Source organism: Paenibacillus ginsengarvi (genome assembly GCF_003626695.1).
Taxonomy (GTDB): Bacteria; Bacillota; Bacilli; order Paenibacillales; family NBRC-103111; genus Paenibacillus_AB; species Paenibacillus_AB ginsengarvi.
In genome coordinates this window covers 362,600-388,914 of record NZ_RBAH01000003.1, presented here as the reverse complement: position 1 = coordinate 388,914, position 26,315 = coordinate 362,600, and the positions used below count along the sequence as shown (strand labels likewise).

The window sequence follows — 26,315 nt, the reverse complement described above, 5'->3', positions numbered from 1 at the left end:
CGGGCAGGTTGCCTACGTGTTACTCACCCGTCCGCCGCTAACCCCGAAGGATTCGCTCGACTTGCATGTATTAGGCACGCCGCCAGCGTTCGTCCTGAGCCAGGATCAAACTCTCCAAAAAGGTAAAACCTTATCAGATAAGCTGATAGCTCATTACTTAACTAGCTTGTTGTGGTCTCTTGCGAGACCTTCACTTGCACGCTCGTTGTTCAGTTTTCAAGGAGCAATCAATGACTTTCGTCATTTTTCGCCGTTTTGCGGCGACCTCTTTAATATACCACATCAGCCTATCTTGTTGCAAGCTTTTTTTTGAAAACATTTTTCGTAGCTTGCTTTCGATCAATGCCTTCCGAAGCGGCAAGAAATAGATTACCACGCCCACAAGGTGAAGTCAACACTTTTTTTGAAAAAGTTTGTACTAACAAAAGAAAAGCGAATACCCTTAAGGGCATCCGCTGCTGCTGCTCTATAAAACTTCCTGGATGAACAACGTCCGATCGACGGCCAAATTAATGATAGTCCCGCTTACGTTGACCATCGGACGTGTCGGATTCGCTCTGTCCGTAAATATGATCTCTCCAGCCCGGTTATCGCTTAAACGTACGACTGTCCCGTTATGGAACTGCGTTACTTTGTTGATGAAAGTCGATACGATCGTAGGGTCAAGCTTGCCGAAGGACTCCTTCTGGACTTGCTCCAACACGAGATATGGCGACTCGGCCTTTTTATATGTCCGATTGCTCGTCATCGCGTGGAAAACGTCCGCTACGGCTACCACTTTCGCATACGGATGGATCTTCTCTCCTTTAACGCCCATCGGATAACCTGAGCCGTCGTCCCGCTCGTGATGCTGCAGGACACACAGCTTGGCGCCGTCGTTAAGCGAAGGTATGCTCTTGAGCATCGTATACCCATAAAGCGTATGCCGTCTCATTTCCTCCACCTCAGCATTCGTCAGCTTGGAGGGCTTGGACAATATAGCGGCATCCACCTTTGCGTTTCCGACGTCGTGCAGCAGGCCGCCGAGCGCGATCGGAATCCAGTCCTTGCTCTGAAAACCGTGCCACTTGGCAAGCAAGTACGAGGTTAAAGAAACCATGATGCTGTTGTGAAACAGATAATCCTCGGTGCCGAGCATCCTCGGTGTAAACGTCAGCACGTTATAATGCTCGATTTTGGCGATCAGCTGCTCCAATCGGGTGCGGATATCCAAAATCGGAAATTCGGGAGAAGACATCGCGTCCTTATACACCTTTTTGAGCAACTGGAGCATTTTATCGTACTCGGCGGTAAACGGCGTCTCCTCTTGCTTCAGTTCCTCCGCTTTGTCGGCTGCTTCCGGTTCTGTCTCTCTGGACTCGATCGTAACGGACGGAATCAGGAACGCCCGTAAAATGTCGTGCTCCCGCTGGGAAACGTTGAAGCCTTTTTTCAGTAGAACGTTCCCCATCTTCGTAACGACGTCTTCGATTACTTTATCGCCTATCTTTAACTGGGAAACGGAAATGGTCGCCATCTTATTCGCCTTCCTCGGGATTCAGAATATCGATTGTTCCGTTTCCGCTATTGCTCGGTTTCCGGATCGGCTTCTTCCGCGGCTTCCTCGTTTTTCTCCACTCTCGTAACGGTAGCAACCTCTTCGTCTTCGCGAATGTGAATCAGCTTCACGCCCTGCGTGTTACGGCCCATCGTGTTAATGCCGGACATGCTAGTCCGGATAATCGTACCCGACGCCGTAATAATCATTAGGTCTTCCTCGTTCTTGACCACCTTCAGGCCGACGACAGGCCCGTTTTTCGGTGTAATATTAAGCGTTTTGATTCCTTTGCCTCCGCGCGTCTGGATGCGGTATTCCTCCATCGGGGTGCGCTTTCCGTAGCCTTTGGAAGTCACGATCAGCACATCGTCGTTCAAGTCGACGACGTCCATATCGATAACGTCATCGTCGTCAGCGATCGATATGCCTTTTACGCCGGTTGCGGAACGGCCCATCGAACGGACGTCATCTTCCGAGAAGCGGATCGACATCCCTTGACGGGTACCCATAATGATTTCCTGCTTGCCGTCCGTCAGCTTCACACCGATCAGATCGTCGTCTTCGCGCAGATGGATGGCGATCAGCCCGGCTTTGCGGATGTTGATATAGTCGTCCAGCGGCGTTTTCTTGACGATCCCCTTCTTCGTAGCAAAAAACAAATATTGCTCCGAGTCGAAGCTCTCAATCGGGATAACCGCGTTTACGGTCTCTCCCTGCTCGATTTGGATCAGGTTAATAATCGGCGTCCCTCTGGCCGTGCGGCTCAAATCCGGAATCTCGTATGCTTTAAGCCGGTACGCCTTCCCTTTGTTCGTGAAAAACATCAAATATTGATGCGTATTGGAAACGAACAAATGTTCGAGGAAGTCCTTATCCTTCGTATCCATGCCGATCACACCACGGCCGCCGCGTTTTTGGCTGCGGTACGTCGTTACCGGCAAACGTTTCACGTAACCCGAGTGGGTAATCGTGATAATAACGTCTTCCTGTGGAATGAGATCTTCGTCCTCGATGCTTTCTTCGCCGATCGTAATTTCGCTGCGGCGCTCGTCGGCATATTTCTCCCGAATCTCGCGAAGCTCGTCGCTAATAATGCCGAGAATCAAATTCTCGTCAGCCAAAATAGCCCGGTATTCAGCGATTTTCTGCATGAGTTCCGCATATTCCGCTTCGATCTTTTCCCGTTCCAAGCCGGTCAAACGCTGCAAACGCATATCGAGAATCGCTTGCGCCTGCTCATAGCTCAGGCTGAACCGGCTGATTAAGCCGTCGCGGGCCTCTTCAGTCGTTCTGGATGAACGGATGAGCGTAATGACCTCGTCCAAATGGTCGAGCGCGATGCGCAAGCCTTCGAGAATGTGCGCCCGGGCTTCCGCTTTTCTCAGATCGTACTCGGTTCTGCGGCGAATAACTTCCTGCTGGTGTTTCAAATAATGATAAAGCATATCCCTCAGGTTCAGCACCTTCGGCTCGCCATTGACGAGCGCCAGCATGATGATCCCGTAATTGGACTGCATCGGCGTATGCTTGTACAAATTGTTCAAAACAACGTTCGGGTTCACGTCCCGGCGCAGTTCGATCACGATGCGCATGCCGTTCCGGTCGGATTCGTCGCGCAGATCGGTAATGCCGTCGATATGTTTGTCGCGCACAAGCTCGGCGATTTTCTCGACAAGCTTCGCCTTATTTACCTTGTAAGGCAGCTCATAGACGATAATGCGCGCTTTGTTATTGTTTTCTTCGATGTTGACCTTCGCCCGCATCGTTGCGCTGCCTCGGCCCGTCGTATACGCCTGGCGGATGCCTTCGCGGCCCATAATATAGGCGCCTGTCGGAAAATCCGGTCCTTTGATGACCTGCATAAGCTCGAGCGGCGTCACATCCGGATTGTCGATCAGCATCTGAACGCCGTCGATTACCTCGCCCAGGTTGTGAGGCGGAATGCTCGTTGCCATCCCGACGGCAATCCCGTAAGAGCCGTTGACGAGAAGGTTCGGGTAACGCGAAGGAAGAACGGACGGTTCCACTTCTTCGCCGTCATAATTGGGTACGAAATCGATCGTTTCCTTCTGCAAATCGCGCAGAAGCTCCGTCGATATTTTGGACAGACGGGCTTCCGTATACCGCATCGCGGCCGCAAAGTCTCCGTCGATGGAACCGAAGTTGCCATGTCCGTCGACAAGCATGTACCGGGTCGAGAAATCTTGCGCCATCCCGACCATCGTTTCATACACGGCCGAGTCGCCATGCGGGTGGTATTTGCCGATGACTTCGCCGACGATTCTCGCCGATTTTTTGTAAGGTTTATCCGGAGCCATGCCAAGTTCAGACATCGCGTACAAAATACGGCGGTGAACCGGCTTTAGCCCATCACGGACGTCCGGGAGCGCGCGGCTGACGATAATACTCATAGCGTATCCCAAGAACGACTCGCGCATTTCGGAGCTGATGTCGATATCTTTTATGAGCGAACGGTTTTCTTCAGACATGAGACCTCCTGGAAGCTGGTTGATCTGCGAAGCTTGCGGAGCCTGACGCCCCGCTGCCGATACGAGCGCAGCATCTGCTGCCGCGCCCGCACGGTCATCCTATTTATACGTCCAAATTTTTGACGAACTTGGCATGCTCCTGAATAAACTCCCGGCGCGGCTCGACGTTATCGCCCATAAGCGCGTCGAATATTGCGTCCGCCTCGATCGCATCCTGAATGCTCACCTGCAGCATCGTCCGGCTTTCCGGGTCCATCGTCGTTTCCCACAGCTGGCCGGGATTCATCTCGCCAAGACCTTTATACCGCTGAATGTTCACTTTGACGCCTTCGCCGAACTCCTGCAAAACCGCATCGCGCTGCTTCTCGTTATAGGCATAACGCACCGTTTTGTTCCGCTCGAGCTTGAACAGCGGCGGCTGCGCGATATAGACGTAGCCAGCTTCGATAATTCTTCGCATATACCGGTAAAAAAACGTCAGCAGCAGCGTCCGGATATGGGCGCCGTCCACGTCGGCGTCGGTCATAATGATGACTTTATGGTAACGCGCCTTGGCAATGTCGAAATCGTCGCCGATCCCCGTACCGATCGCCGTAATGATGGCGCGGATTTCCGCATTGGACAAAATTTTGTCGAGACGGGACTTCTCCACGTTCAAAATTTTACCGCGAAGCGGCAATATCGCCTGAAAATGCCGGTCGCGCCCGTTTTTGGCCGATCCGCCGGCGGAATCCCCTTCGACGATATACACTTCGCTGATCGAAGCGTCGCGGGAGGAACAGTCGGCCAGCTTGCCCGGCAAGGAGCTGACTTCCAGAGCGCTTTTGCGCCGCGTCAGTTCCCGCGCTTTTCTGGCGGCTTCGCGGGCGCGGGCGGCTTGAATGCCCTTTTCGATGATCCGCTTGGCGATGGCCGGATTTTCGTTCAAAAACTCCTCCAACTTGTCCGCAAACAAGGACTCGACGATGCCTCTCACTTCGCTGTTGCCAAGCTTCGTCTTCGTCTGGCCTTCGAATTGCGGGTCGGGAATTTTGACGGAGATGATCGCCGTGAGTCCTTCCCGGACGTCATCGCCGCTCAGATTGGAGTCGCTGTCCTTGATGGAGTTCGATTTGCGGGCGTAGTCGTTCAATATGCGCGTGAGTGCGCTTTTGAAGCCGGACTCATGTGTTCCGCCTTCGTGAGTGTTGATATTGTTGGCGAACGAATAAATGTTCTCCGTGTAGCTGTCGTTATATTGCAGCGCAATTTCCGCTTGAATCTTATCTTTCTCGCCCTCGATATAAATCGGCGGCTCGTGAATCGCCTGCTTCGTCCGGTTCAAATATTCGACGTAGGAAATAATGCCGCCGTCCGCCTTGAACGTGTTCGACATATCATGCCGCTCGTCCTTAAGCTGGATCTCTATGCCTTTGTTCAAAAAGGAGAGCTCGCGTATGCGGGATTGCAGAATGTCGTATTCGAATTCGGTTGTTTCCGTAAAAATGTCCGAGTCCGGCTTGAACGTGATCTTCGTCCCTGTCTCGTCAGTGTCTCCAATCACTTGAATGTCGTATTGCGGCGCTCCGCGGCTATATTCCTGCTTATGAATATGGCCGTCCCGCATTACTTCCACGATCAGCTGCTCCGACAGCGCATTAACTACGGATACGCCTACGCCGTGAAGGCCCCCGGATACTTTATACCCTTCACCGCCGAATTTGCCGCCGGCGTGAAGGACGGTCAGCACGACTTCGAGCGTCGATTTTTTCAGCTTCGCGTTTTCGCCGACCGGAATGCCCCGGCCGTTGTCGATGACGGTTACGCTATTATCCTTGTGAACGATGACCTGGATCAATGTGCAAAATCCCGCCAACGCCTCGTCGATGCTGTTATCTACTACTTCCCAAACCAAATGGTGAAGCCCCCGGACGCCGGTTGACCCAATATACATCCCTGGGCGTTTGCGTACCGCTTCGAGCCCCTCAAGCACCTGGATCTGGCTTTCGTCGTATGCGTGTTGGTTGACAGTCATTCGCTAGGTCACCTACTTCTTTGATTTGAAAATATCTCGATATCGCTAACGAGCAAACTGCTTGTCCGCTTTTTGAGAGTCGTCGACGAAATCGGGGAATAATACACTTTCGTCTTCGTCACGACGATCGATTTGCATTCTTCCTCGCCGATCACTTCCACGTTTTTTTCTTTTTGCGCATGAAGCACGAAACTTTTCGATATTTTCGAAGACTTCTCGATAGACAGATCGAAGATGGCGATCAGCTCGGACGTACTGATGATTTTTTCCCCGCCTATATGAATAAACATGCCGAATCAGCTCCCTCTTTCGAACTTAAGCGATTGTTTAAACCAGTTGGCCGTTTCGCACATGAAAAATGGAGGCGTTCTTCAGTCGATTCATCTGCAGGCTTTCGGTGCCGGTCGTCGTGATGAACGTCTGAACTTTCGTCTGGAACGTCTCGAGAAGTTGAGTTTGCCGATAAGTGTCCAATTCGGAGAGCACGTCGTCGAGCAGCAGGATCGGGTACTCGCCGACCTCCTCCTGAATGAACTCGATTTCCGCAAGTTTGAGCGACAGCGCGGTCGTCCGCTGCTGCCCTTGCGAGCCGAATGTTTGCACGTCCTTTTTGTTGATCGAGAATGCCAGATCGTCCTTGTGAGGGCCGTAAAGCGTCGTCCCCCGGCGCATTTCCTGATCTTTAGCCTGTGATAACTTTATCATAAATTGCTCAAATAAAACAGATTCTTCTACCGAACCGTCATAGGCGAAGGAAGGGACGTAGCCAATTTCCAGCGTCTCCGTGCCGTTAGTTATCCCCATGTGGATAGATTCCGCCCATTTTTGCAGCTTATGAATAAAGTTTTGACGCTTTTTCATAATTTTAATACTCAAGGTTACAAGTTGTTCGTTCCAAACCTCCAAAAGCGTCTCGTTCACCTTCGATTCGCGGAACGACGTTTTCAGCATATTGTTGCGCTGGGCCAGCACTTTCTGATATTGCGACAAATCGTATAGATACGAGGGCTGGACTTGCCCGATCTCCATGTTGAGAAATTGCCGCCTGATGCTCGGGGAGCCCTTGACAATATTTAAGTCTTCGGGTGCGAACATGACAACGTTGAGCGCCCCTATGAAGTCGCTCAGCCTTTTTTGATCCAGGCCGTTAATTTTTGCTTTTTTGCCTTGATTCGTAAACGTCAGATCCAGCGTACATGGACCGTACTTTTTTTCGATTTCTCCGCGCAGCATCGTCCGCTCCGCCCCGAAGCGAATAAGCTCCTTATCCTGATGCGTCCGGTGCGACTTCGTCAAGGCCAGCACGAATATCGCTTCGAGCAGATTCGTTTTCCCTTGTGCGTTCGGGCCGATAATGATATTGACGGCACCCTCCGTCGCAAGCTCCACCGATTCGTAATTGCGGTAATCGCGCAACGCCAGTTTTTTTAAGTGCAAGAAGAAGCCTCCTAGCTTCGCCGAGCGACTGTAAACTCGCCGCAGCCTTCGACTTTCACCCGGTCACCGGCATACAGCTTGCGCCCTCTGCGGTTTTCCGGTTCGCCGTTTACGGAAATAGTCGTTTCCTTGACGAAAAACTTCGCTTCTCCGCCAGTCGAGATGCAGTCCGCCAATTTGAGAAATTGGCCGAGCGTAATAAATTCCGTTGAGATCGTTATAGGTTTCATCGCTGATTACTCCGTTATCCGTTCGTCGTCCGGTATGGCATGATCAGATGCAGCATATTCCCATGATCGCCCGGCTTAATAATTATCGGCTGCATCGATCCGCGGAAGCAGATCTGAATATGTTCACTGTCGATGATTTTGAGCGCATCGAGCATATATTTGGAGTTAAACGAGATGCTGAGCAGGTCGCCGGACAATTGGTGCGCTTCGATATTTTCCGTCACTTTGCCGAGCTCGCTGGAGCTGGAAGAAATTTCGACCGTCTGGTCTTCCTTCAGCGTCATTTTGACAATATTCGTCTTTTCTTCGCGGGACAGCAAATAAGCGCGGTCGATGCTGTCCGCAAGCTTTCTCGTGTCAACCGTAAGCTCGGTCTGAAACGACTGCGGAATGAGCTTCGACGTATCCGGATAGGCGCCGTCCAGGATGCGCGTGTAGAAGGAGATGCGGTCCATTTTGAACAGCACCTGATTGTTCGCAACTACGATTTCGATGCCCATATTGTGGTCCGGAAGCAGCTTGCTAAGCTCATTCAAGCTTTTACCCGCGATAACGATATTTTGCAAATCTACGGCGTCGCCGATCGCGATCTGCGCTTCTCGGGATGCCATCCGCAGCCGGTCGCAAGCGATCATCTTCAGCCGCTCTTGTTGGAAATTCCACAAGACACCGGTCAAAATCGGCGACGTTTCGCTTGTGGACACGGCAAATGTTGTTTGGCGAATCATGCTTTTGAGCAAATCGCTGGAGATCGTCATTACGTTGTTCTCTTCGAGCTGAGGGAGCAGCGGATATTCTTCGGGATCGAGACCGACGATCTGAATTTCGGCCGAGCCGGAGCGAATCCATGTAATAAAATTTTCTTTCACCTCGAGCGTTACGTCGGACGATGGCAATTTGCGCGTCATTTCGATAAAAAACTTCGCCGGCAGCACAACGCTTCCGGGGGTCATGACCTGAACGATCTCGGTGCCGTCGATTTCGATCGGAATAAAACTTTGTATCGAAATTTCCGTATCCGAAGCGGTCAGCGTAATGCCGGTAGGTTCCACATCTATTTTGATGCCGGTCAAAATGGGAATGGTGGTCCGGCTGGAGATCGCTTTGGACACGTGCTGAATCGCCTCGTTGAAGACGTCTTTCAAAATATTCAGTTTCATCATTTCAACTCCCGGTTCTAAATGGTTCCGATGCGCGCATAAGAATAGGCGTAGGGAATCGCCCTAAGATGCGCGAATGCCGAACGTCGCTATTCATAAGTATATATCTTTTATAGTGATGGTAGTAGTAGGGACCCTGAATATGTGGATATGTGCGAAAATCGCTTGAACAATAAAGCCTATCCACATGTGAATAGTTTGTGCATAGGCTTCCGCTTATTAAGAGGACGGGTTTTTAATTTTTTCGGTAATCGCCTGAATGATTTTGTACAAGTCCTGATCGTTCTGCAGCGCGGTCGTTATTTTTTCGTGGGCGTGAATGACGGTCGTATGGTCCCGGCCGCCGAACGCTTCGCCGATCTTCGGGAGCGAGTAGTCGGTCAGCTCGCGGGATAAATACATCGCCACCTGCCGCGGAAAAGCGACGGCTTTCGTCCGCTTTCGCGCCTTGAATTCCTCCAGCTTCAGGCTGTAAAACTCGCCGACCTTTTGCTGAATATCATGGATCGTAATGATTTTCGGCCTGCTGGACGGGATAATATCCTTCAGCGCCTCGGCTGCCAGATGAGTCGTGATGTCCTGGTTGATCAAGGACGAGTAGGCGACGACACGAATCAGGGCGCCCTCCAGCTCGCGGATGTTCGTATCGATCTGGTTGGCGATGTACACCATCGCTTCGTTCGGAATATCGAGGTTTTCGGCTTTCGCCTTTTTGCGCAGGATGGCGATCCGCGTCTCCAGATCGGGCGGCGCGATGTCGGTAATAAGCCCCCATTCGAAGCGGGATCTCAGCCGGTCCTCCAGCGTTGGAATTTCTTTCGGCTGGCGGTCGCTCGAAATAATAATCGCCTTATGCTCCTCATGCAGAGCGTTGAACGTATGGAAAAACTCTTCTTGAGTTCCTTCCTTGCCGGCCAAAAACTGTATGTCGTCGATCAGCAGCACGTCGATTTTCCGGTATTTGTTGCGGAAATCTTCGCCTCTGTTGTCGCGGACGGCATTAATGAACTCGTTCGTGAATTTTTCGGACGATATATATAAAACGCGCGCCCCCGGATTGTGCTCCAGCACGTAGTGGCCGATCGCGTGCATCAGATGCGTTTTGCCGAGCCCGACGCCCCCGTACAAAAATAAAGGATTGTACGCTTTTGCGGGCGCTTCGGCAACGGCCAGCGAGGCTGCATGCGCGAAACGGTTGCCCGATCCGACGACAAACGTATCGAACGTGTACTTCGGGTTGAGAATGTTATAAATGCTGCCGTCTTCCAATACGGGAGGCTGCTTGACGATCGGAGTGGCTCCTGAAGGAGCGGCTTTGCCCACCGGTTCTTCGGTGTCCTGGATAATGAAGCTGACTTCGACGTCCCTTCCCAGATATTCCAGCACGTTTGCGGCGATCATCTTCTTGTAGCGGCTCTCGAGCCAATCCCGGGCAAAGCTGGACGGTGCGCATACGGTCAGCTGCGTTTCGGTAAAGACGGACGCCTTCGTTGATTTCAGCCAAGTGTCGAAGCTTGGTTTACTTAGTTTGGTTTGAATCACGGACAACACTTGCTGCCATAAATCGTGGGTATGACCGTCCACAGTTTGTTCACTCCTTCGATTATTGCCGGTAGAACAGTGGGCCATGCTATGTGAAAGACTTCAAAGGTTATGTCGGTAATTATCCACATTTGTCAAAGGTTTGGGAATATAATAATGAACGTACGGGGAAAATTGTTCACAAACTTATCCACAAGCTGTTGATAACCGGAGAAGTGCGGAAGACTATTCACAACCGAAAACAATACTATAATAGCAGAGATGGCGCGTGTTTTCAAACATTATCCACAATATCTAGACCTTGTGCGTAAAAGTTGTCAACAGCACTACATATTGTTTATAGGCTGTGTAAAAACCGACAAATTGCGATTTTAAAGCCTCGAAAGTTATACACAAGTGGATAATGGTGGCGAAAAAGCGAACCGGGGCTGTGAATAGTGGACAAGCTTCGACGGGACAGACGGATTTTGGCAGCCGTCAGGGCGAATGACGGAGCGGAACATTTGCACCAGGACAGAGAGACGATCGATTAATAAAATTGACTTTTAGGGGCAAAAATGATTTAATGTATAGAGGCGTTTTCGGATGATTCACGGAAATACCGTAGGAGGTGCAATCGATGGGTCCGACCTTTAAACCGAATGTTAGCAAACGTAAAAAAGTGCACGGTTTTCGCAAGAGAATGAGCACGAAAAATGGCCGCAAAGTGTTGAAAGCACGCCGCCAAAAAGGAAGAAAAGTAATCAGCGCGTAATGAAAGGCCACTTCAAGGTGGTCTTTTCTTTTTGAGTGTTTCCGAAAATTTATACTTCCGCTAATCGCATTAGCAGGGTAGATGGTGAAGAAGATGCAGAAAGAGCTGAGGCTGACCCGCAGGGAAGATTTCAATAAAGTGTACCGCTACGGCAAGTCGACCGCGAATATGCAGGTTGTCGTATATTGTTTGCCAAATCCGCGGATCGAGCGTTTCCGGATGGGGGTATCGGTAAGCAAAAAGCTTGGAAGCGCCGTTGTCCGAAACCGGATCAGGCGGCTGCTGAAGGAGATCGTCCGGTTGAACGAGGAGCGGATCCGTTCGCATTACGATTTTATCGTCATCGCCCGCAAGCCGGTCGTCGACATGGACTACGGCCAGCTCGAAAAAAGCTTGATGCACGGGCTGAAAAGAGCCCAATTACTGCGAAATTAAGGCGGCAAACGGTTGTCCACATGTGGACTAATTTGCTGAGCCGAAAATTCCAGCGGAAAGTTTCATTTGCTGTCCAACATGTGGTATAGTTGATGTTGGATAGGAGGGCCGTTTCCCGTCTTTGACGGTGCCTTTTTTTGAACGATTCGGGAAGGTCTAATGTTCCGGGTACGGTCGACTATAGCTTGCATAGCGTTTCATAGATAAAGATCTAGGAGGAAGCAAATTTTGGCCCGACGTCGCATACAATTTGCCGCGCTGTTTGCTGTTGCCGTCGTTTTGTTATCCGGTTGCAGCAGTATGTCGGCGCAAACGAACCCGATTGACCCGAGCAACGGGATCTGGGACCGGTATTTCGTGCATCCGCTTTCTTGGCTGCTGAACTGGTTCGCCGACCTGTTATGGGGGCAGTACGGTTTATCCATTTTGGTCGTAACGATCATTATCCGCTTCCTGGTGCTTCCTCTTACGCTGAAGCAGTACCGCAGCTCCAAGGCGATGCAGGCGATTCAGCCCGAGATGAAGAAAATCAAGGACAAGTACAAGGAAGATCCGAAGAAGCAGCAGGAAGAAACGATGAAGCTGTTTCAGAAGAACGGAGTCAATCCGCTCGCAGGCTGTCTGCCGCTTCTCGTGCAGATGCCGATTCTGATCGCGCTGTATAACGCCATCGTCCGCAACGGCGAAATCAGCCAGCACACGTTTCTGTGGATGCAGCTCGGCACGCCCGATCCGTATTACGTGCTGCCGACGCTTGCCGCGATAACGACGTTCCTGCAGCAAAAAGTAATGGCATCCCAGACGACTCCGCAGATGCAAAATTTGATGCTCATTTTTCCGGTGCTGATTTTCGTCATGTCGATGAATTTCGCCTCGGCTTTGCCTTTGTATTGGGTATACAGCAACCTGTTTACTGTCGTGCAATCTTATTTGCTGTACGGTAGATCTAACCAAAAGGGTGGCTTATCGAAATGAGAACAATCGTTGTCACGGGAAAAACGATCGAGGACGCTGTAAAGTCCGGACTCGCGCAGTGGAGCGTTCCGGAAGAGCGGGTGAAGGTCAAAGTATTGGAACAGCCCTCCAAAGGGTTATTCGGCTTGATAGGCGCGCGGGAAGCGAAGGTAGAGCTGGAGCTTATTCCGGATGCGCTGGAGGAAGCCGTCAAGTTTTTGGAAGATGTGTTTCGTACGATGGACATCCAAGTGAAAATCGATCGTGAAAATACCGATGACGGCGTGCAGCTCAATTTGACAGGCAAAGAATTGGGTATACTGATTGGAAGAAGAGGCCAGACGCTGGACTCGCTGCAATATTTGCTCAACATTGTGGCGAACCGCTACGCCGACTCCCATATCCGAATCGTGCTCGACGCGGAAAGTTTCCGCAAGCGCCGCAGACAGACGCTAGAGGAGCTGTCGAACCGGTTGGCGACGCGAGTGATCCGGACCCGCAAGGAAGTCGTGCTGGAGCCGATGTCGCCGCAAGAGAGAAAGGTGATTCACTCCAAGCTGCAGCATCATCCGGATGTGAAGACCTACAGCAAAGGGGAAGAGCCGAACCGCCGAGTCGTTATTGCACTCAGATAGATGACTTCAGGCATGAGCCGTATCCCCGCAGCAACTAAGGAGCTTTAGCGGAATGGTCGTCTTGGCTGACGAGCGATGTGTTGCAGACCGTAAGGGCGGGCCTGTTCGTCAAAAGAAAGGCGCGTTATTCCGGTAAGGCCCTTAAATGGCAATGGCTCCGCTTGGGCGGCAGTCATTGTTTTTGTTTTTCCGGTCTTGCAGACGTAGGGGTAAAGGAAAGGTGGTGTATAACGAGATGGCAGATACGATTGCCGCGATTTCGACTCCTCCGGGCGAAGGAGGCATATCCGTCATTCGCGTAAGCGGCGCCGATTCGATCGGAGCAGCCGATCGAATTTTTTCATTTAAAGGAAAGCTGAAAGATGTTCCTACTCATACGGTGCATTATGGGCATGTGATTCAGCCGGCTACGGGGGAGCGCGTGGAAGAGGCGCTTGTAACCGTCATGCGCGGCCCTCGATCGTTTACGACCGAGGACGTTGTCGAGATCAGCTGTCACGGCGGCATTATAGCGGTCAAGAAGGTGCTCGATCTTGTGCTGGAGCAAGACGTCCGTTTGGCCGAGCCGGGCGAGTTTACGAAGCGGGCTTTTTTGAACGGCCGCATTGATCTTGCCCAGGCGGAGGCGGTTATCGACTTGATCCGAGCGAAGTCGGATCGGGCGTACAAGATCGCGCTGCGGCAAGTGGAGGGGACGCTGTCCAAGCAGGTGAAGCAGCTGCGGCACCGGCTTGTTGAACTGATGGCTCATATTGAGGTCAACATCGATTATCCCGAGCACGACGTAGAAGAGATGACGAACGCTTTTATCCGGGACAAGTGCAAGGAGGCGCTCGCCGATCTGGACCGGCTGCTTCGCACGGCGGAACAGGGCAAAATTCTTCGCGAAGGCATCGTCACGGCGATCGTAGGCAGACCGAATGTAGGTAAATCTTCGCTGCTTAACGCCCTCGCCGGAGAGAGCAAGGCGATCGTTACCGATATTCCCGGCACGACACGCGACGTTATCGAGGAGTACGTCAATTTGAACGGTATCCCGCTCAAGCTGCTCGATACGGCCGGTTTGAGGGAAACGGATGATATCGTCGAACGGATTGGCGTCGAGCGTTCGCGCAGCGCATTGACTGACGCGGATTTGATCATAATGGTTGTGAACCGCAGCGAGCCGCTCCACGAGGATGAGAAGCTGCTAATCGAACAGGTGCGGGATAAGATGAGCATCGTCGTATTGAACAAAAGCGATTTGCCTTTGCAGGCCGATCTGGACTATATTCAGGCTCGTTTTGAACCGGAGCGAATCGTCTCGATGTCGGTCAAGGAGGAAGAGGGACTGGAGCGTTTGGGACAGGCGATCGGGGGCCTCTTTTTCGGCGGTCAGCTCGAGATGAACGATATGACGTATGTGAGCAACGTCCGGCACATTCATCTGCTGAAAAGCGCGATGAGATCGCTTGAGGAGGCGCTGGAGGCGGTCGACGGGCAGATTCCGATCGACATGATCCAGATTGATATAAGCCGGGCGTGGGAGCACCTCGGGGAGCTTGTCGGGGATTCGGCGCATGAATCGCTGCTCGATCAAATATTTTCGCAATTTTGCTTGGGGAAATGAATGGGAATGTATGTTCGTATATATTGACTGGTAGGCAAAGGAGGGGTAAGGATGATAACCAATTATACTGCTGGCCATTATGATGTTATCGTTATCGGAGCCGGTCACGCCGGCTGCGAGGCTGCGCTGGCTTCGGCCAGAATGGGCTGCGATACGCTGCTGCTGACGATCAACCTCGATATGGTCGCATTTATGCCATGCAACCCGTCGATCGGCGGGCCGGCTAAAGGGCATGTTGTCCGGGAAATTGATGCGCTCGGCGGTGAAATGGGACGCAACATCGACAAAACGTTTATTCAGCTTCGTATGCTCAACACGGGGAAGGGACCTGCGGTTCATGCGCTGCGCGCCCAAGCCGACAAATTTCTGTATCAGCATACGATGAAGGAAACGATTGAGAAGCAAGAACGGTTGACGATGCGCCAAGGGATGGTCGAGGAGCTTATTGTCGAGGACGGCGTGTGCACCGGTGTTATTACGAAGACGGGGGCACAGTATTTCGGCAAAGCGATCGTGCTGACGACCGGCACGTATTTGCGCGGCAAAGTCATTATGGGCGATCTCATGTACGAGAGCGGGCCTAACAACCAGCAGCCTTCGGTCAAGCTGTCGGAGAGCTTGAAGAATCTTGGCCTCGAGCTCGTTCGTTTCAAGACGGGGACTCCGCCGCGCGTACAGAAGGAAACGATCGACTTCTCCAAGATGGAGATTCAGCCGGGCGATGAGCAGCCGAAATATTTCTCATATGAAACCGAGCCGTTCGTAAGGGAACAGCTTCCATGCTGGCTGACGTATACGTCGGCTGATACGCACGAAATCATTAACAGCAATCTGCATCGGGCGCCGATGTTTTCCGGAGCGATCGAAGGGACCGGACCTCGCTATTGTCCTTCTATCGAGGATAAGATCGTCCGCTTCGCGGATAAGCCGAAGCATCAAATCTTTTTGGAACCGGAAGGGCGGAATACGTCGGAGTATTACGTTCAGGGGCTTTCCACTAGCATGCCGGAGGAAGTTCAGCTTTCGATGCTGAGGTCGATTCCCGGTTTGGAAAATGTAAAAATGATGAGGACCGGTTATGCAATCGAATATGATGCAATGGTCCCGACCCAGCTATGGCCTACGCTGGAAACGAAAAAAATTCCCGGCTTGTTTACGGCTGGTCAAATTAACGGTACGTCAGGTTACGAGGAAGCGGCCGGGCAAGGGGTTATGGCCGGCATCAATGCAGCAAGAAAAGTACTCGGGAAAGAACCGGTCATCCTGGATCGCTCGCAAGGGTACATCGGAGTACTCATCGACGATCTCGTGACGAAAGGAACGACCGAGCCTTACCGGCTGCTTACTTCAAGAGCGGAGTATCGTCTGCTGCTTCGCCATGACAATGCGGATCTTCGGCTGACGCCGATCGGTTACGATATTGGGCTTATATCGGAAGAGCGCTATCAGAAGTTTTTACACAAAAGGTCAACAGTTGCGCTGGAAGTGGAGCGTCTGAAAACGACAAAGCTTCGTCCGGAGCCGAATGTTCAGCAGCTTCTGACGGACCTGGGGACGGTGCCGCTTAACAATGCGGTGGACATGATTTCCTTGCTGCGCAGACCGGAAGTGACCTATGCCCATCTGGAACAGCTATCGCCTTCGCCGTACGAGCTGAACGAAGAGATGAAAGAGCAGGTTGAAATCCAGATCAAGTATGAAGGCTATATCGAGAAGCAGCTGATCCATGTCGAGCGCTTGAGTAGGATGGAAAAGAAGAAGCTGCCTGAAGATTTGAACTACGCAGAGATCCGCGGTATAGCGAATGAAGCGAAACATAATCTTGCGCAAATCAGACCGCTCTCGATCGGGCAGGCGTCACGAATCGCGGGGGTTACGCCGGCCGACATTTCGATACTGCTCGTATATTTGGAGCAATACAATAAAACCGCAACCGCAAGAGGCTGATACGATGAACGATGTGAAAAAGCTGTTTACCGACCTTTTGCTTCAAAAAGGGCTGCACGTATCCGATACGCAGTGGAATCAATTCGAGGCGTATTTTCGCGAGCTTGTTTCGTGGAACGAAAAAATGAATTTGACCGGCATTACGGAGAGAGAGCAGGTGTATATCAAACACTTCTACGACTCGCTTTCTCTTTCTTTTTTTGTGCCGATGTCCGGCATCGCTACGATGGCCGATATTGGGTCCGGTGCCGGTTTTCCAAGTATTCCGCTTAAAATCATGTTTCCGCATTTGCGGGTTACGATTGTAGATTCCTTAAATAAACGAATTCAGTTTTTGAACCATCTTGTTCAAACGTTAGGGCTTGAACATGTCGATTGCTTGCACGGCCGGGCAGAGGATTTGGCCCGCAACGTTTCACTGAGAGATTCGTTCGACCTGGTTACCGCTAGGGCAGTGGCGAGGCTTAATGTGCTGAACGAATTTTGCTTGCCGTTCGTGAAATCCGCCGGTTTGTTTGCCGCGATGAAAGGGGCAGACCCGGAGGAGGAACTGCAAGAAGCGGCTTTTAGCTTGAAGTTGCTTCGCGGGGAAGTGAAGTCGGTTGTACGTTTTGAACTTCCGGTTGAGCAATCGGAACGTCATATGATTATAGTGGAAAAGACTGGGAAGACGCCTGCCAAGTATCCGCGAAAAGCGGGATTGCCGTTAAAGCAGCCGTTAGTTTAATAAAACTGCAAATGAAATGTTCCACGTGAAACATTCAATAAATGTTTATATGGCAGAGGCAGGAAATCGAGAGTTTCTGGAGAATTAGTATAGTAAAGTCGAATGGGATGATGGCAGGATCAGCAGCCATTCAAACCAGGATGGGGAACCCTCGGACAAAGCTTTCATTGCAACGAAAGGAATTGGGTGATTGGTTTCCATATGAAAGAACAATTCTCCAAGCTGTTCGGGTTCTCGGAGCGGACAAACCAGGATGAAGTAAAAAATGTTTCTATTCATGAAATCGTGCCGAGTCCCTATCAACCAAGGACTGTATTTGACGATGAGAAGATCGATGAGCTTTGTCAAACGATAAAAACTCACGGTGTTATTCAACCGATCGTCGTTCGAGTCCGTAATCACAAGTTTGAGATTATTGCCGGGGAACGCAGATGGAGAGCTTGCAAAAAGCTGGGCCTCGATACGGTACCGGCGATCGTACGGGAGTTTAACGATGCTCAGGCGGCATCCATCGCTTTAATCGAAAACTTACAGCGCGAAGGATTGACCTCGATCGAAGAGGCGGTAGCTTACCAACAGTTGATGGAAATTCACGGCTTGACGCAGGAAAGCTTGGCTCAAAGGCTTGGGAAAAGCCAATCTACGATCGCGAATAAAATACGGCTGCTGAATTTGAGCGAACCCGTAAAGCAATGTTTATTGGAACGCAAAATAACAGAACGACACGCGCGGGCTTTGCTTGCTCTCGACAGCGAAGATTTACAGCTCAAAGTATTAAATGATATTATTACGAAAGAGCTGAATGTCAAGCAAACAGAGGCGAGAGTCAAATTTTATAATGAAGCCGCTTCTATAAAGAAAAGTAAACGAGTTTCTTTTTCCAAAGATATTCGGCTGGCTGTTAATACAATCCGTCAGTCTGTGGAAATGGTCGCCGGATCTGGCTTGCAAATTAAGACGGATGAGAAGGACCATGACGATCATTATGAATTTATTATTCGTATCCCTAAAAAGCATTGATGGGTTTTGTGAGAAAAGCTCCAATTCATGGAGCTTTTCTTTTTTTTAGGAGCGCGAAATATTTCAAGTTGCTAGAGTTTAATGGTATAATGGAAGATGTCGACTCATTATTGGATGGTTTGAACATAGGAAGAAAAGGCTTAGAACTGAAGGCGTTTTAATGCAGCCATGCTGTGTAGGGATTCTTGATTGAGGTGAAGATGTTGGCTAAGATTATAGCTATTGCGAATCAAAAAGGCGGGGTCGGGAAAACAACGACATCCGTTAATCTGGGAGCTTGTTTGGCTACTTTGGGCAAACGAGTCCTGCTTGTAGATATAGACCCGCAAGGAAACACAACGAGCGGGATCGGCGTAAATAAAGCTGATGTTGTACATTGTATTTATGATGTTCTTATTAATGATGTGCATCCGAAAGATACGATTGTAAGTACCGCGATCGAAAACCTGAAAATCATTCCTGCGACGATCCAGTTGGCCGGAGCGGAGATCGAGCTCGTTCCGACGATTTCGCGCGAGGTTCGGCTGAAGAAATCGTTGCAACTGGTCAAGCATATGTTTGACTACATATTGATCGATTGTCCGCCGTCCCTAGGAATACTGACGATCAACTCTCTCACTGCGGCTGATTCGGTCCTTATTCCGATTCAATGTGAATACTACGCGCTGGAGGGATTAAGCCAGCTGCTCAATACAGTGAGACTGGTTCAGAAACATCTGAATACGAACTTGCAGATTGAAGGCGTATTGCTCACCATGTTTGATGCCCGGACGAATCTCGGCATCCAAGTTATTGAAGAAGTGAAAAAGTATTTCCAGCAGAAAGTGTATCAAACGATTATTCCGCGTAATGTACGTTTAAGCGAGGCTCCGAGTCACGGACAATCCATCATTACTTACGATCCGCGCTCAAAGGGAGCGGAAGTATATTTGGAATTGGCGAAGGAAGTGGTCTCCTATGAGTAAGCGTCTTGGCAAAGGACTGGACGCGCTAATCCCGTCGCTTCATGTAGGCGAAGAAGATAAAGTAGTCGAAATCTCTTTGAAAGAGCTTCGGCCCAATCCATATCAGCCGCGTAAAACTTTTAATGAAGACTCGATCAGCGAACTGGCTCAATCGATCAAAGAGCACGGTGTTATTCAGCCGATTATTGTTCGTAGTGTTCTTAGAGGGTTTGAGATTATTGCCGGGGAACGCAGATTTCGAGCGTCGCAGCATTGTGGGCTTGAGAAAATACCGGCGGTAATAAGAAATTTTAGCGATCAACAAGTGATGGAAATTGCTTTGATCGAAAATGTACAGCGTGAAGATTTGAATGCAATCGAGATTGCCAATGCGTACCAAGCTTTAGTTGAACAGTTTCAGTTTACTCAAGAAGAGCTGTCGGTTAAAGTGGGGAAGAGCCGATCTCATATTGCAAACTTTTTGCGGCTGCTGCAGCTGCCGGATGATGTGAAGCAACATGTTTCACGTGGAACATTATCGATGGGGCACGCGAGAGCGATTGTTGGTGTGAAGGATGACAAGACCAAAAAAGAGTTGGCAAATTTGACGGTTAAAAATGAGTGGAGTGTCCGTTTCCTGGAAGATTATATTAAACAGCTGGAGGAAACGAAACAGCCGCAAAAAGAGAGAAGCAAAGAAAGGAAAGGCGACCCATATATCGATCAGCTGGAGGAATCGCTGCGCGATCGATATCGGACGACAGTTAAAATCAAACATCAGAACGATAAAGGAAAAATCGAACTGCTTTATTATTCAAAGGATGATTTGGAACGGTTGCTTGAATTGCTGCAGGGAAAAATAAGCTAAGGTAATTTTTCGAGAATGATTCGAAAAAACCTTAACATCAGACCAGTAAAGCATACCAAACTCATACCCATCTAGGGGTGACATGGTATGCTTTTTCGGTGAAATGCAAGTTGATATTCAAAAAAATGCAGTCAAAAAGAGGGAGGGAGAGGGCTGTATGGCAGTTAAGTATTTTGACAACGCAGCTTCTTCGTGGCCGAAACCGCCAGCTGTACTCGAAGCGATGCATGAAAGTATGTTACATGCGGCAGCCAATCCCGGTAGAGGCAGCCATCAAATGGCGGTGAAGGCGAGCCGTATTTTGTTCGAGACACGGCACGTTATTGCGAAGCTGATCGGGGTTCATAATCCGAATCATATTTCGTATGCGCTCAATACGACAATGGCATTAAATGAAGCGATAAAGGGATTTGTCAAAAAAGGCGATCATGTGATATGTACAAGTGTGGAGCATAACTCCGTGAGAAGGCCGCTTGAATATTTGAAAATCCACATGGATGTGCAAGTAACGTATGTAGAGGCGGACAGTACGGGACAAGTGAAGGTGGAGGATGTCGAAGCGGCTTTCCGATCAAATACTACACTCGTCATTTGTAATCATAGCTCAAACTTGCTCGGAACGATTTTGCCTGTGGAGCAAATAGCGGAACTGGCCCGAAAAAGAGGGAGCAAACTATTGGTGGACGGCGCCCAAACGGTTGGGATTATTCCGCTCCATGTCGAGCAAATGGGGATTGATATGTTCGCCTTCCCGGGACATAAGGGGATGCTTGGACCGCAAGGAACCGGTGGACTTTATATTCATCCAAACTTGGAACTGGTACCGCTGCTGCATGGGGGGACGGGAAGTCAGTCGGAGTCAATCGATCAACCGACCGTGAGGCCAGACCGATATGAAGCAGGTACGCAAAATACGGTAGGAATCGCGGGACTTAGAGAAGGTGTAAAATTTGTACTGAATGAAGGTGTCGAGGCGATCCATAATAAAGAATGGAATCAAATTCAACTGCTTATGGAAGGATTGCAATCGGTGGAAGGGGTAAGGCTGCTTGGGCCGAAATTAGGTGAACCTAAAACAGGGATTGCCGCATTCGTGCTGGAACATGCCGATTCATCGGAAGTTGCTTTCATTTTGGATCAAAGCTTTCAGATCGCTGTTCGTGCCGGTTATCATTGTACACCTCTAGCGCATGAAGCGGCAGGGACGACAAAAACGGGAGCTGTACGGGCAAGTATCGGATATTATACGACAGAAGCCGAAATATCAGACTTTATTGGGGCGATTCGCGAAATTAGCAAGCATTACCGGGATATGGTGTAAGACCGTGTGACGATCCAAAAAAGAGGGAAGGAATCAAAACGTTGAACGATTGGGCGAACTCCATAAAACCTGTTTATATGCTCGCAGGCTGTGCTGTGCTTGCGCTCTTATTTATCGTCGTACTAATTGTACTCATCGCTCTGTCCGTCAAGCTGTCTAGGCTGCGCAAATCGTATGAAGAAATGATGGGCGGAGTAAACGAAACGAATATAGAGCAAATGCTTCTCGAATATAAACAAAAAATCGATATGGCGGTAGCGTCCCATGAAACCCAAAACAGACGCATAAGCGATATCGAATCGAAGCTGAAAACCGTAACGTCCAAAATCGGCGTTGTGCGGTATAATGCATTTGGGGAAAGAGGGTCCGATCTTAGTTTCTCGGTGGCGTTCTTAAGCGATAATCAAGATGGTGTTGTTTTGTCAGGTATTCACAACCGCGACGAAACGCATATGTATGCCAAACCGATTTCCGCCGGGCAGTCCGTTTATCGGCTTACCCCTGAGGAAAAGGACGCGATTATTCAATCCCTGGAACTTGTTGAGTCGAAGTAATTCGCCTGGCCAGCATAAGAGAGCGGAAGATGGAGCGGGATATAATTTCGGACATTTTCATCACGACGCTAAGGCGCGTATTTTGCAGCACAAAGTATTCCATAAAACCGCCGACGTTTACGATTCCTGTAATGTGCATATGTCCGAGCGGAGGCAGTTCTTTCTGGACTCCGGCTCCTGGTTTGACAGGACCGTCTGCAACCGTAATGCATCCGACACTGGATACTTGGCCCAGGCATGCGTCAAGTGCAACGATGTAAGGAGAGTCGTACAGCCGGTCGATTTCGGCGATCGTATCGTTCAGATTCATGGCGTGTACCGGCTCGTCCAACGTACCAAAAAGATGGAGACCGCTGTAGTGGTATTTATGCAGATGAGTACCGATTAACGGGCCCAGTGAATCGCCGGTTGACCGGTCAGTTCCGATACATACGAATACGATTTGCTGATGGACAGGGACCTGCGCGAAATAGTGAAACAGACGCTCGGTGAGCGAATCCACAACGTTAGTATCGCTATAATTGAAGCGATAGCTGGCCGGGTCGGTTTTGTTGAACAGACCGAGTGAAAACTTCATGGCGGTTCCTCCTAAGCTACATAGAATACGATAACGATGGCGATTTTTACTAGTATACGAAAAAGAATGCTTGTTTATACGTACCGGATATGAGAGAATTGGAGATCATTTATCCACAGGCGGTGATGGACCTGGAGACGATGCTGATTGCGTTTGATTCGACGCAACAGGCGCTGCGTACGGAAATGCTGCTGGAATATGCAGATGTGGATATCGATATTCGGCCGACGCCGAAGGAAATAACGGCAGGATGTGCACTGTCAATTGATTTTCCGGCCGAGGAGTTCGAGAAGGTGAAGGAGATTATTCAATCCGAAGATGTGGAAATTCGCGGAATTTTCAGACGATTAAACGAAGAGTATGAGCTGGTTTTCAGTAGCTGAAATCAGGAGGATGCGTTATGGGAAGTCATCAAGCATGGATATCCATGCTTCAAGATGTGAGCGGGTGGGCACACTTTAAACAATCTACATGGGATTATTTGGTAGATCCGGCGAATTGGACTTCCTGGTTAATTATTCTAATTAAAGTAGTTGTTATTTATACGGTAGGCCGGGCGATCAATTCGATCACGCGCAGAGCGGTCCGGCATATGGTGCAGGAAAGGGAAAAGAGCCCGCTTAAATTCGATCCGAGACGGACGAAGACGATTGGAAGGCTCATTGGCAATCTGATCTCCTCCGTTGTTAATTTTTTTGTCATTATTCTTATTCTTTCGCAGTTCGGCTTTAATTTGGCTCCGATTTTGGCAGGTGCCGGCGTGCTTGGGCTTGCTATCGGCTTCGGCGCGCAAAGTCTTGTTAAAGACGTCATTACCGGATTTTTCATTATTTTTGAAGATCAATTTGCCGTAGGCGATGTGATTCAAACCGGGGCGTTTAAAGGGACGGTAGAAGAGATTGGCATGCGGGTTACTCGCATTCGGAATTTTACAGGGGAAGTACATATTATCCCTAACGGACTCATTACTCAGGTTACGAACTACTCCAACTATAATTCGCTAGCTATCGTAGACGTCACCATTGCTTACGAAACGGATCTGGAGAAGGCGCAGCAGATAACCCGGCAAACGCTGCATAAGGTTTATGAGAGCAGCGATCTGATCGTGAAGGAGCCGGCCATACTCGGCGTGCAGGCGGTCACCAATACGGAAGTAACGCTCCGTATTTCCGCTGAATGCAGACCGAATACGCAAGCGGAGGCCATCCGCGGCATGAATCTGGAACTGATGAGGGCGCTGGAGCAGAACGGTCTTAAAAAGATTGGATAGCCGCCCTGCGAGTGGCGGGAAGGAGAGGAAAAGAGAGATGGAACGAAAACAATTCGATCTGGGCGATATCGTGCAAATGAAAAAGCCGCATCCGTGCGGAACGAACGAATGGGAAGTCATCCGGATGGGCATGGATATCCGCATCAAATGCGTACACTGCAAGCATAGCGTGCTCATTCCCCGGTTGGAGTTCGAGAAAAAGATGAAGAAAGTGCTTCGATCGGCAGCTGCCGGCGATGCGGAATCAGGCGGAGCATCTTAAATCATTTTTTGGTAAAATCATTGCGAAAAGGGCCTTGCGAAACCTCAAATCAGTGTGCTATAATAAATCTTGTCCTCATTTTGAGGATAGTGGCCGATGCGGAAAGGTACCCAAGAGGCCCAAGGGGGCTGACTCGAAATCAGCTAGGCGTCGCAAGGCGTGCGTGGGTTCGAATCCCACCCTTTCCGCCATACATAAAAAGTCACGACTCTTCGGAGTCGTTTTTTTGTTGCGGAAGGGGGCTGGGATGAGAACCGAAGGTTCGTCGGAGGATAAGCTTCGATAGGAACCGCTGCGCAGTCGGCCGTAAAGGCCGCATCCCACCCTTTCCGCCATACATAAAAAATCACGACTCCTCGGAGTCGTTTTTTGTTGCGAACAACCTCCTACCCGGGTAGGAGGTTGCGCTGCGTGATTCAGTCGTTTCCCTTCTTCGTCCATTTCCGGTCTTTGTTCGTCGTTTCCGGGAACTTCTCGCCCTGCTTGAGCTGAATCTGCTTGGGGTTCGTAATGCCCATATGGAAATCATTCTCGCCGATTTCGATATAGGTTCCATTGTTTGGAGCCGTCATTCCTGGCTTGAATTCGGTTTGTTCTCCCATCGTTGTCACCTCCGAGCGTTATGTTTTTTCAGTCGATGCCGCATCTGTAGGTTGCGGTTATAGGCGGCAAAACATGCCCCGAGCGGCCGACCATATTTTACATAGATGAACGAAAGCATGAAGCGGGATTGTGCTGAGGTTTCGACTTGTATTACAGTGGGCATTTTGATATAGTTATAAGGTGCGAGTTTTGACTGCAAAGCCCGCTCCTTGCTTCCGGCAAATCCGGAAGCCGCTAAGTCCAAAAGGAGGTGAATATCCATGCGCAAATACGAAGTGATGTATATCATTCGTTCGGACATCGAGCAAGATGCTGTTCAAGCAACGATCGAGAAATTCCAAGGCATCATCGGTAACGGTGGCGAAGTTACTAAGCAAGAAGTAATGGGGAAGCGCCGTCTTGCGTATGAGATCAACAAGTTCCGTGACGGGATTTACGTGTTGGTGCATTTCAACGCGACGAACGAAGTCATTGCTGAACTTGACCGCGTAATGAAGATTTCCGATGAAATCATTCGTTGCCTGATCGTTAAAGACGTAGCTTAATCGTTCCTGAATGAGTAGTAGTAGTCGATCGTTAGGGAGGGGTTTCGATTGTTGAACCGTGTAATTCTCATCGGCAGACTGACGCGCGATCCGGAGCTGCGGTACACGCCCTCGGGCGTTGCCGTTACGCAGTTTACGATTGCCGTAGACCGGCCGTTCTCGAACCAGCAAAACCAGCGCGAAGCCGACTTTATCCCGGTAGTCACCTGGCGGCAATTGGCTGAAACTTGTGCGAACTATTTGCGCAAAGGCCGATTGGCGGCGGTGGAAGGCCGGATTCAAGTGCGAAACTACGACAACAACGAAGGAAAGCGCGTTTACGTAACTGAGGTAATAGCCGATAACGTACGATTTTTGGAATCGGCTAACAGTGGGGCGAATCGCGACGAATTCGGCGGTGGAAGTGGCGGAAGCAGCGGCGGCGGTAACAGCGGTGGCGGAAGTTATGGCGGGAATAGCGGCGGCAGCCGAAATGGCGGAGCGCGGGACAATCAGGATCCGTTCTCGGACGACGGAAAACCCATCGATATTTCCGATGATGATTTGCCGTTCTAGGCAGAAAGGAAGGAATCTCGCATGAACAGACGTGAGGGCGGAGAAGATCGCGGCGAACGCAAATTCTCCAAAAAAGGCGGACGCAACAAGCGCCGCAAAGTGTGTTATTTCACAGCCAACAAAATCACTCACATTGACTATAAAGACATCGAAACGCTGAAGAAATTCATCAGCGAGCGCGGCAAAATTTTGCCACGCCGTGTCACCGGTACGTCCGCGAAATACCAACGCATGCTGACGATCGCTATCAAGCGTTCCCGTCAAATCGCATTGCTGCCGTATACGACGGAGTAATCGTAAGCCTATAGCAAGGTGATCCAAACAAG

28 protein-coding genes, 1 tRNA gene and 1 rRNA gene are annotated in these 26,315 nt (G+C 50.1%); 19 read left to right on the top strand and 11 right to left on the bottom strand.

Going from position 1 to position 26,315, the window contains the following annotated elements; all coding sequences use genetic code 11:
• From D7M11_RS06755 to dnaA, 9 genes are all read right to left on the bottom strand, one after another.
• Positions 1-121, bottom strand: a 16S ribosomal RNA gene (locus D7M11_RS06755); the annotation flags it as partial.
• A gap of 345 nt (positions 122-466) precedes the next feature.
• Positions 467-1,516, bottom strand: a complete 1,050-nt coding sequence (locus D7M11_RS06750) for an HD-GYP domain-containing protein (RefSeq protein ID WP_120746382.1) — start codon at positions 1,514-1,516, stop codon at positions 467-469.
• Positions 1,517-1,563: 47 nt separating this feature from the next.
• On the bottom strand, positions 1,564-4,026 hold the full coding sequence (gyrA, locus tag D7M11_RS06745) for a DNA gyrase subunit A (protein ID WP_120746381.1): 2,463 nt from the start codon (positions 4,024-4,026) through the stop codon (positions 1,564-1,566).
• 103 nt (positions 4,027-4,129) lie between these two features.
• Positions 4,130-6,040 carry a DNA topoisomerase (ATP-hydrolyzing) subunit B gene (gene gyrB / locus D7M11_RS06740; RefSeq protein WP_120746380.1) on the bottom strand — a complete coding sequence of 637 codons (1,911 nt, stop codon included), beginning with the start codon at positions 6,038-6,040 and terminating at the stop codon, positions 4,130-4,132.
• 8 nt (positions 6,041-6,048) lie between these two features.
• Entirely contained in the window at positions 6,049-6,330 is a 282-nt protein-coding gene (gene remB, locus D7M11_RS06735; protein WP_120746379.1) for an extracellular matrix regulator RemB, read from the bottom strand.
• Positions 6,331-6,367: 37 nt separating this feature from the next.
• Complete coding sequence (gene recF / locus D7M11_RS06730) at positions 6,368-7,477, bottom strand: DNA replication/repair protein RecF (protein WP_120746378.1); 1,110 nt, start codon at positions 7,475-7,477, stop codon at positions 6,368-6,370.
• A gap of 11 nt (positions 7,478-7,488) precedes the next feature.
• The gene (gene yaaA / locus D7M11_RS06725; protein ID WP_120746377.1) at positions 7,489-7,707 is read right to left on the bottom strand and encodes a S4 domain-containing protein YaaA; all 219 of its coding nucleotides are present in this window, start codon (positions 7,705-7,707) and stop codon (positions 7,489-7,491) included.
• A 14-nt stretch (positions 7,708-7,721) separates the two neighbouring features.
• Complete coding sequence (gene dnaN / locus D7M11_RS06720; RefSeq protein WP_120746376.1) at positions 7,722-8,867, bottom strand: DNA polymerase III subunit beta; 1,146 nt, start codon at positions 8,865-8,867, stop codon at positions 7,722-7,724.
• Between the two features lie 219 nt (positions 8,868-9,086).
• Entirely contained in the window at positions 9,087-10,451 is a 1,365-nt protein-coding gene (dnaA, locus tag D7M11_RS06715) for a chromosomal replication initiator protein DnaA (protein ID WP_240040980.1), read from the bottom strand.
• A gap of 577 nt (positions 10,452-11,028) precedes the next feature.
• On the opposite strand from dnaA, the gene rpmH reads away from it, so the two are divergent.
• The 12 genes from rpmH to D7M11_RS06655 all read left to right on the top strand — a co-directional run bounded on the left by rpmH (position 11,029) and on the right by D7M11_RS06655 (position 22,177).
• Entirely contained in the window at positions 11,029-11,163 is a 135-nt protein-coding gene (gene rpmH / locus D7M11_RS06710; protein ID WP_110841751.1) for a 50S ribosomal protein L34, read from the top strand.
• A gap of 93 nt (positions 11,164-11,256) precedes the next feature.
• On the top strand, positions 11,257-11,598 hold the full coding sequence (gene rnpA / locus D7M11_RS06705) for a ribonuclease P protein component (protein ID WP_120746415.1): 342 nt from the start codon (positions 11,257-11,259) through the stop codon (positions 11,596-11,598).
• Between the two features lie 228 nt (positions 11,599-11,826).
• Entirely contained in the window at positions 11,827-12,573 is a 747-nt protein-coding gene (yidC, locus tag D7M11_RS06700) for a membrane protein insertase YidC (protein WP_120746374.1), read from the top strand.
• Positions 12,570-13,187 (top strand): RNA-binding cell elongation regulator Jag/EloR, encoded by a 618-nt coding sequence (gene jag, locus D7M11_RS06695; RefSeq protein ID WP_120746373.1) that lies wholly within the window; start codon positions 12,570-12,572, stop codon positions 13,185-13,187. Before yidC ends, jag begins: the two co-directional genes overlap by 4 nt.
• A 235-nt stretch (positions 13,188-13,422) precedes the next feature.
• Positions 13,423-14,796 carry a tRNA uridine-5-carboxymethylaminomethyl(34) synthesis GTPase MnmE gene (gene mnmE, locus D7M11_RS06690; protein ID WP_120746372.1) on the top strand — a complete coding sequence of 458 codons (1,374 nt, stop codon included), beginning with the start codon at positions 13,423-13,425 and terminating at the stop codon, positions 14,794-14,796.
• A gap of 51 nt (positions 14,797-14,847) precedes the next feature.
• On the top strand, positions 14,848-16,743 hold the full coding sequence (gene mnmG, locus D7M11_RS06685) for a tRNA uridine-5-carboxymethylaminomethyl(34) synthesis enzyme MnmG (protein WP_120746371.1): 1,896 nt from the start codon (positions 14,848-14,850) through the stop codon (positions 16,741-16,743).
• Positions 16,744-16,747: 4 nt separating this feature from the next.
• Positions 16,748-17,470: a 16S rRNA (guanine(527)-N(7))-methyltransferase RsmG gene (gene rsmG, locus D7M11_RS06680; RefSeq protein WP_120746370.1), complete on the top strand. Its 723-nt coding sequence runs from the start codon at positions 16,748-16,750 to the stop codon at positions 17,468-17,470.
• Positions 17,471-17,671: 201 nt separating this feature from the next.
• Positions 17,672-18,490, top strand: coding sequence for a nucleoid occlusion protein (gene noc / locus D7M11_RS06675; protein WP_120746369.1), 819 nt, complete (start codon positions 17,672-17,674; stop codon positions 18,488-18,490).
• A 203-nt stretch (positions 18,491-18,693) separates the two neighbouring features.
• Entirely contained in the window at positions 18,694-19,455 is a 762-nt protein-coding gene (locus D7M11_RS06670) for a ParA family protein (RefSeq protein WP_120746414.1), read from the top strand.
• Complete coding sequence (locus D7M11_RS06665; protein WP_120746368.1) at positions 19,448-20,302, top strand: ParB/RepB/Spo0J family partition protein; 855 nt, start codon at positions 19,448-19,450, stop codon at positions 20,300-20,302. The genes D7M11_RS06670 and D7M11_RS06665 overlap by 8 nt, the downstream gene beginning before the upstream one ends.
• Before the next feature lie 157 nt (positions 20,303-20,459).
• Positions 20,460-21,623 carry an aminotransferase class V-fold PLP-dependent enzyme gene (locus tag D7M11_RS06660; protein ID WP_120746367.1) on the top strand — a complete coding sequence of 388 codons (1,164 nt, stop codon included), beginning with the start codon at positions 20,460-20,462 and terminating at the stop codon, positions 21,621-21,623.
• Positions 21,624-21,664: 41 nt separating this feature from the next.
• Complete coding sequence (locus tag D7M11_RS06655) at positions 21,665-22,177, top strand: DUF4446 family protein (RefSeq protein ID WP_240040979.1); 513 nt, start codon at positions 21,665-21,667, stop codon at positions 22,175-22,177.
• Here the strand turns inward: D7M11_RS06655 and yyaC are convergent.
• Positions 22,143-22,754 (bottom strand): spore protease YyaC, encoded by a 612-nt coding sequence (gene yyaC, locus D7M11_RS06650; RefSeq protein WP_120746366.1) that lies wholly within the window; start codon positions 22,752-22,754, stop codon positions 22,143-22,145. The two genes, D7M11_RS06655 and yyaC, sit on opposite strands and share 35 nt — an antisense overlap.
• A 125-nt stretch (positions 22,755-22,879) precedes the next feature.
• Between yyaC and D7M11_RS06645 the strand changes: the two genes are divergently transcribed.
• From D7M11_RS06645 to D7M11_RS06630, 4 genes are all read left to right on the top strand, one after another.
• Positions 22,880-23,137 (top strand): putative Se/S carrier protein, encoded by a 258-nt coding sequence (locus D7M11_RS06645; RefSeq protein WP_120746412.1) that lies wholly within the window; start codon positions 22,880-22,882, stop codon positions 23,135-23,137.
• Positions 23,138-23,154: 17 nt separating this feature from the next.
• Positions 23,155-24,024, top strand: coding sequence for a mechanosensitive ion channel family protein (locus D7M11_RS06640; protein WP_120746365.1), 870 nt, complete (start codon positions 23,155-23,157; stop codon positions 24,022-24,024).
• Positions 24,025-24,061: 37 nt separating this feature from the next.
• Positions 24,062-24,286 carry a DUF951 domain-containing protein gene (locus D7M11_RS06635; protein ID WP_120746364.1) on the top strand — a complete coding sequence of 75 codons (225 nt, stop codon included), beginning with the start codon at positions 24,062-24,064 and terminating at the stop codon, positions 24,284-24,286.
• 100 nt (positions 24,287-24,386) lie between these two features.
• A tRNA-Ser gene (locus tag D7M11_RS06630) sits at positions 24,387-24,477 on the top strand.
• Positions 24,478-24,702: 225 nt separating this feature from the next.
• Here the strand turns inward: D7M11_RS06630 and D7M11_RS06625 are convergent.
• Positions 24,703-24,888 (bottom strand): YjzC family protein, encoded by a 186-nt coding sequence (locus D7M11_RS06625; protein WP_120746363.1) that lies wholly within the window; start codon positions 24,886-24,888, stop codon positions 24,703-24,705.
• 261 nt (positions 24,889-25,149) lie between these two features.
• Between D7M11_RS06625 and rpsF the strand changes: the two genes are divergently transcribed.
• Genes rpsF through rpsR form a run of 3 tightly spaced genes read left to right on the top strand, consistent with a single transcriptional unit; the run spans position 25,150 to position 26,283 of the window.
• The gene (gene rpsF, locus D7M11_RS06620) at positions 25,150-25,434 is read left to right on the top strand and encodes a 30S ribosomal protein S6 (RefSeq protein ID WP_120746362.1); all 285 of its coding nucleotides are present in this window, start codon (positions 25,150-25,152) and stop codon (positions 25,432-25,434) included.
• A 48-nt stretch (positions 25,435-25,482) separates the two neighbouring features.
• On the top strand, positions 25,483-25,989 hold the full coding sequence (gene ssb / locus D7M11_RS06615; RefSeq protein WP_120746361.1) for a single-stranded DNA-binding protein: 507 nt from the start codon (positions 25,483-25,485) through the stop codon (positions 25,987-25,989).
• Positions 25,990-26,010: 21 nt separating this feature from the next.
• Complete coding sequence (rpsR, locus tag D7M11_RS06610; RefSeq protein ID WP_120746360.1) at positions 26,011-26,283, top strand: 30S ribosomal protein S18; 273 nt, start codon at positions 26,011-26,013, stop codon at positions 26,281-26,283.
• Positions 26,284-26,315: the final 32 nt, after the last annotated feature.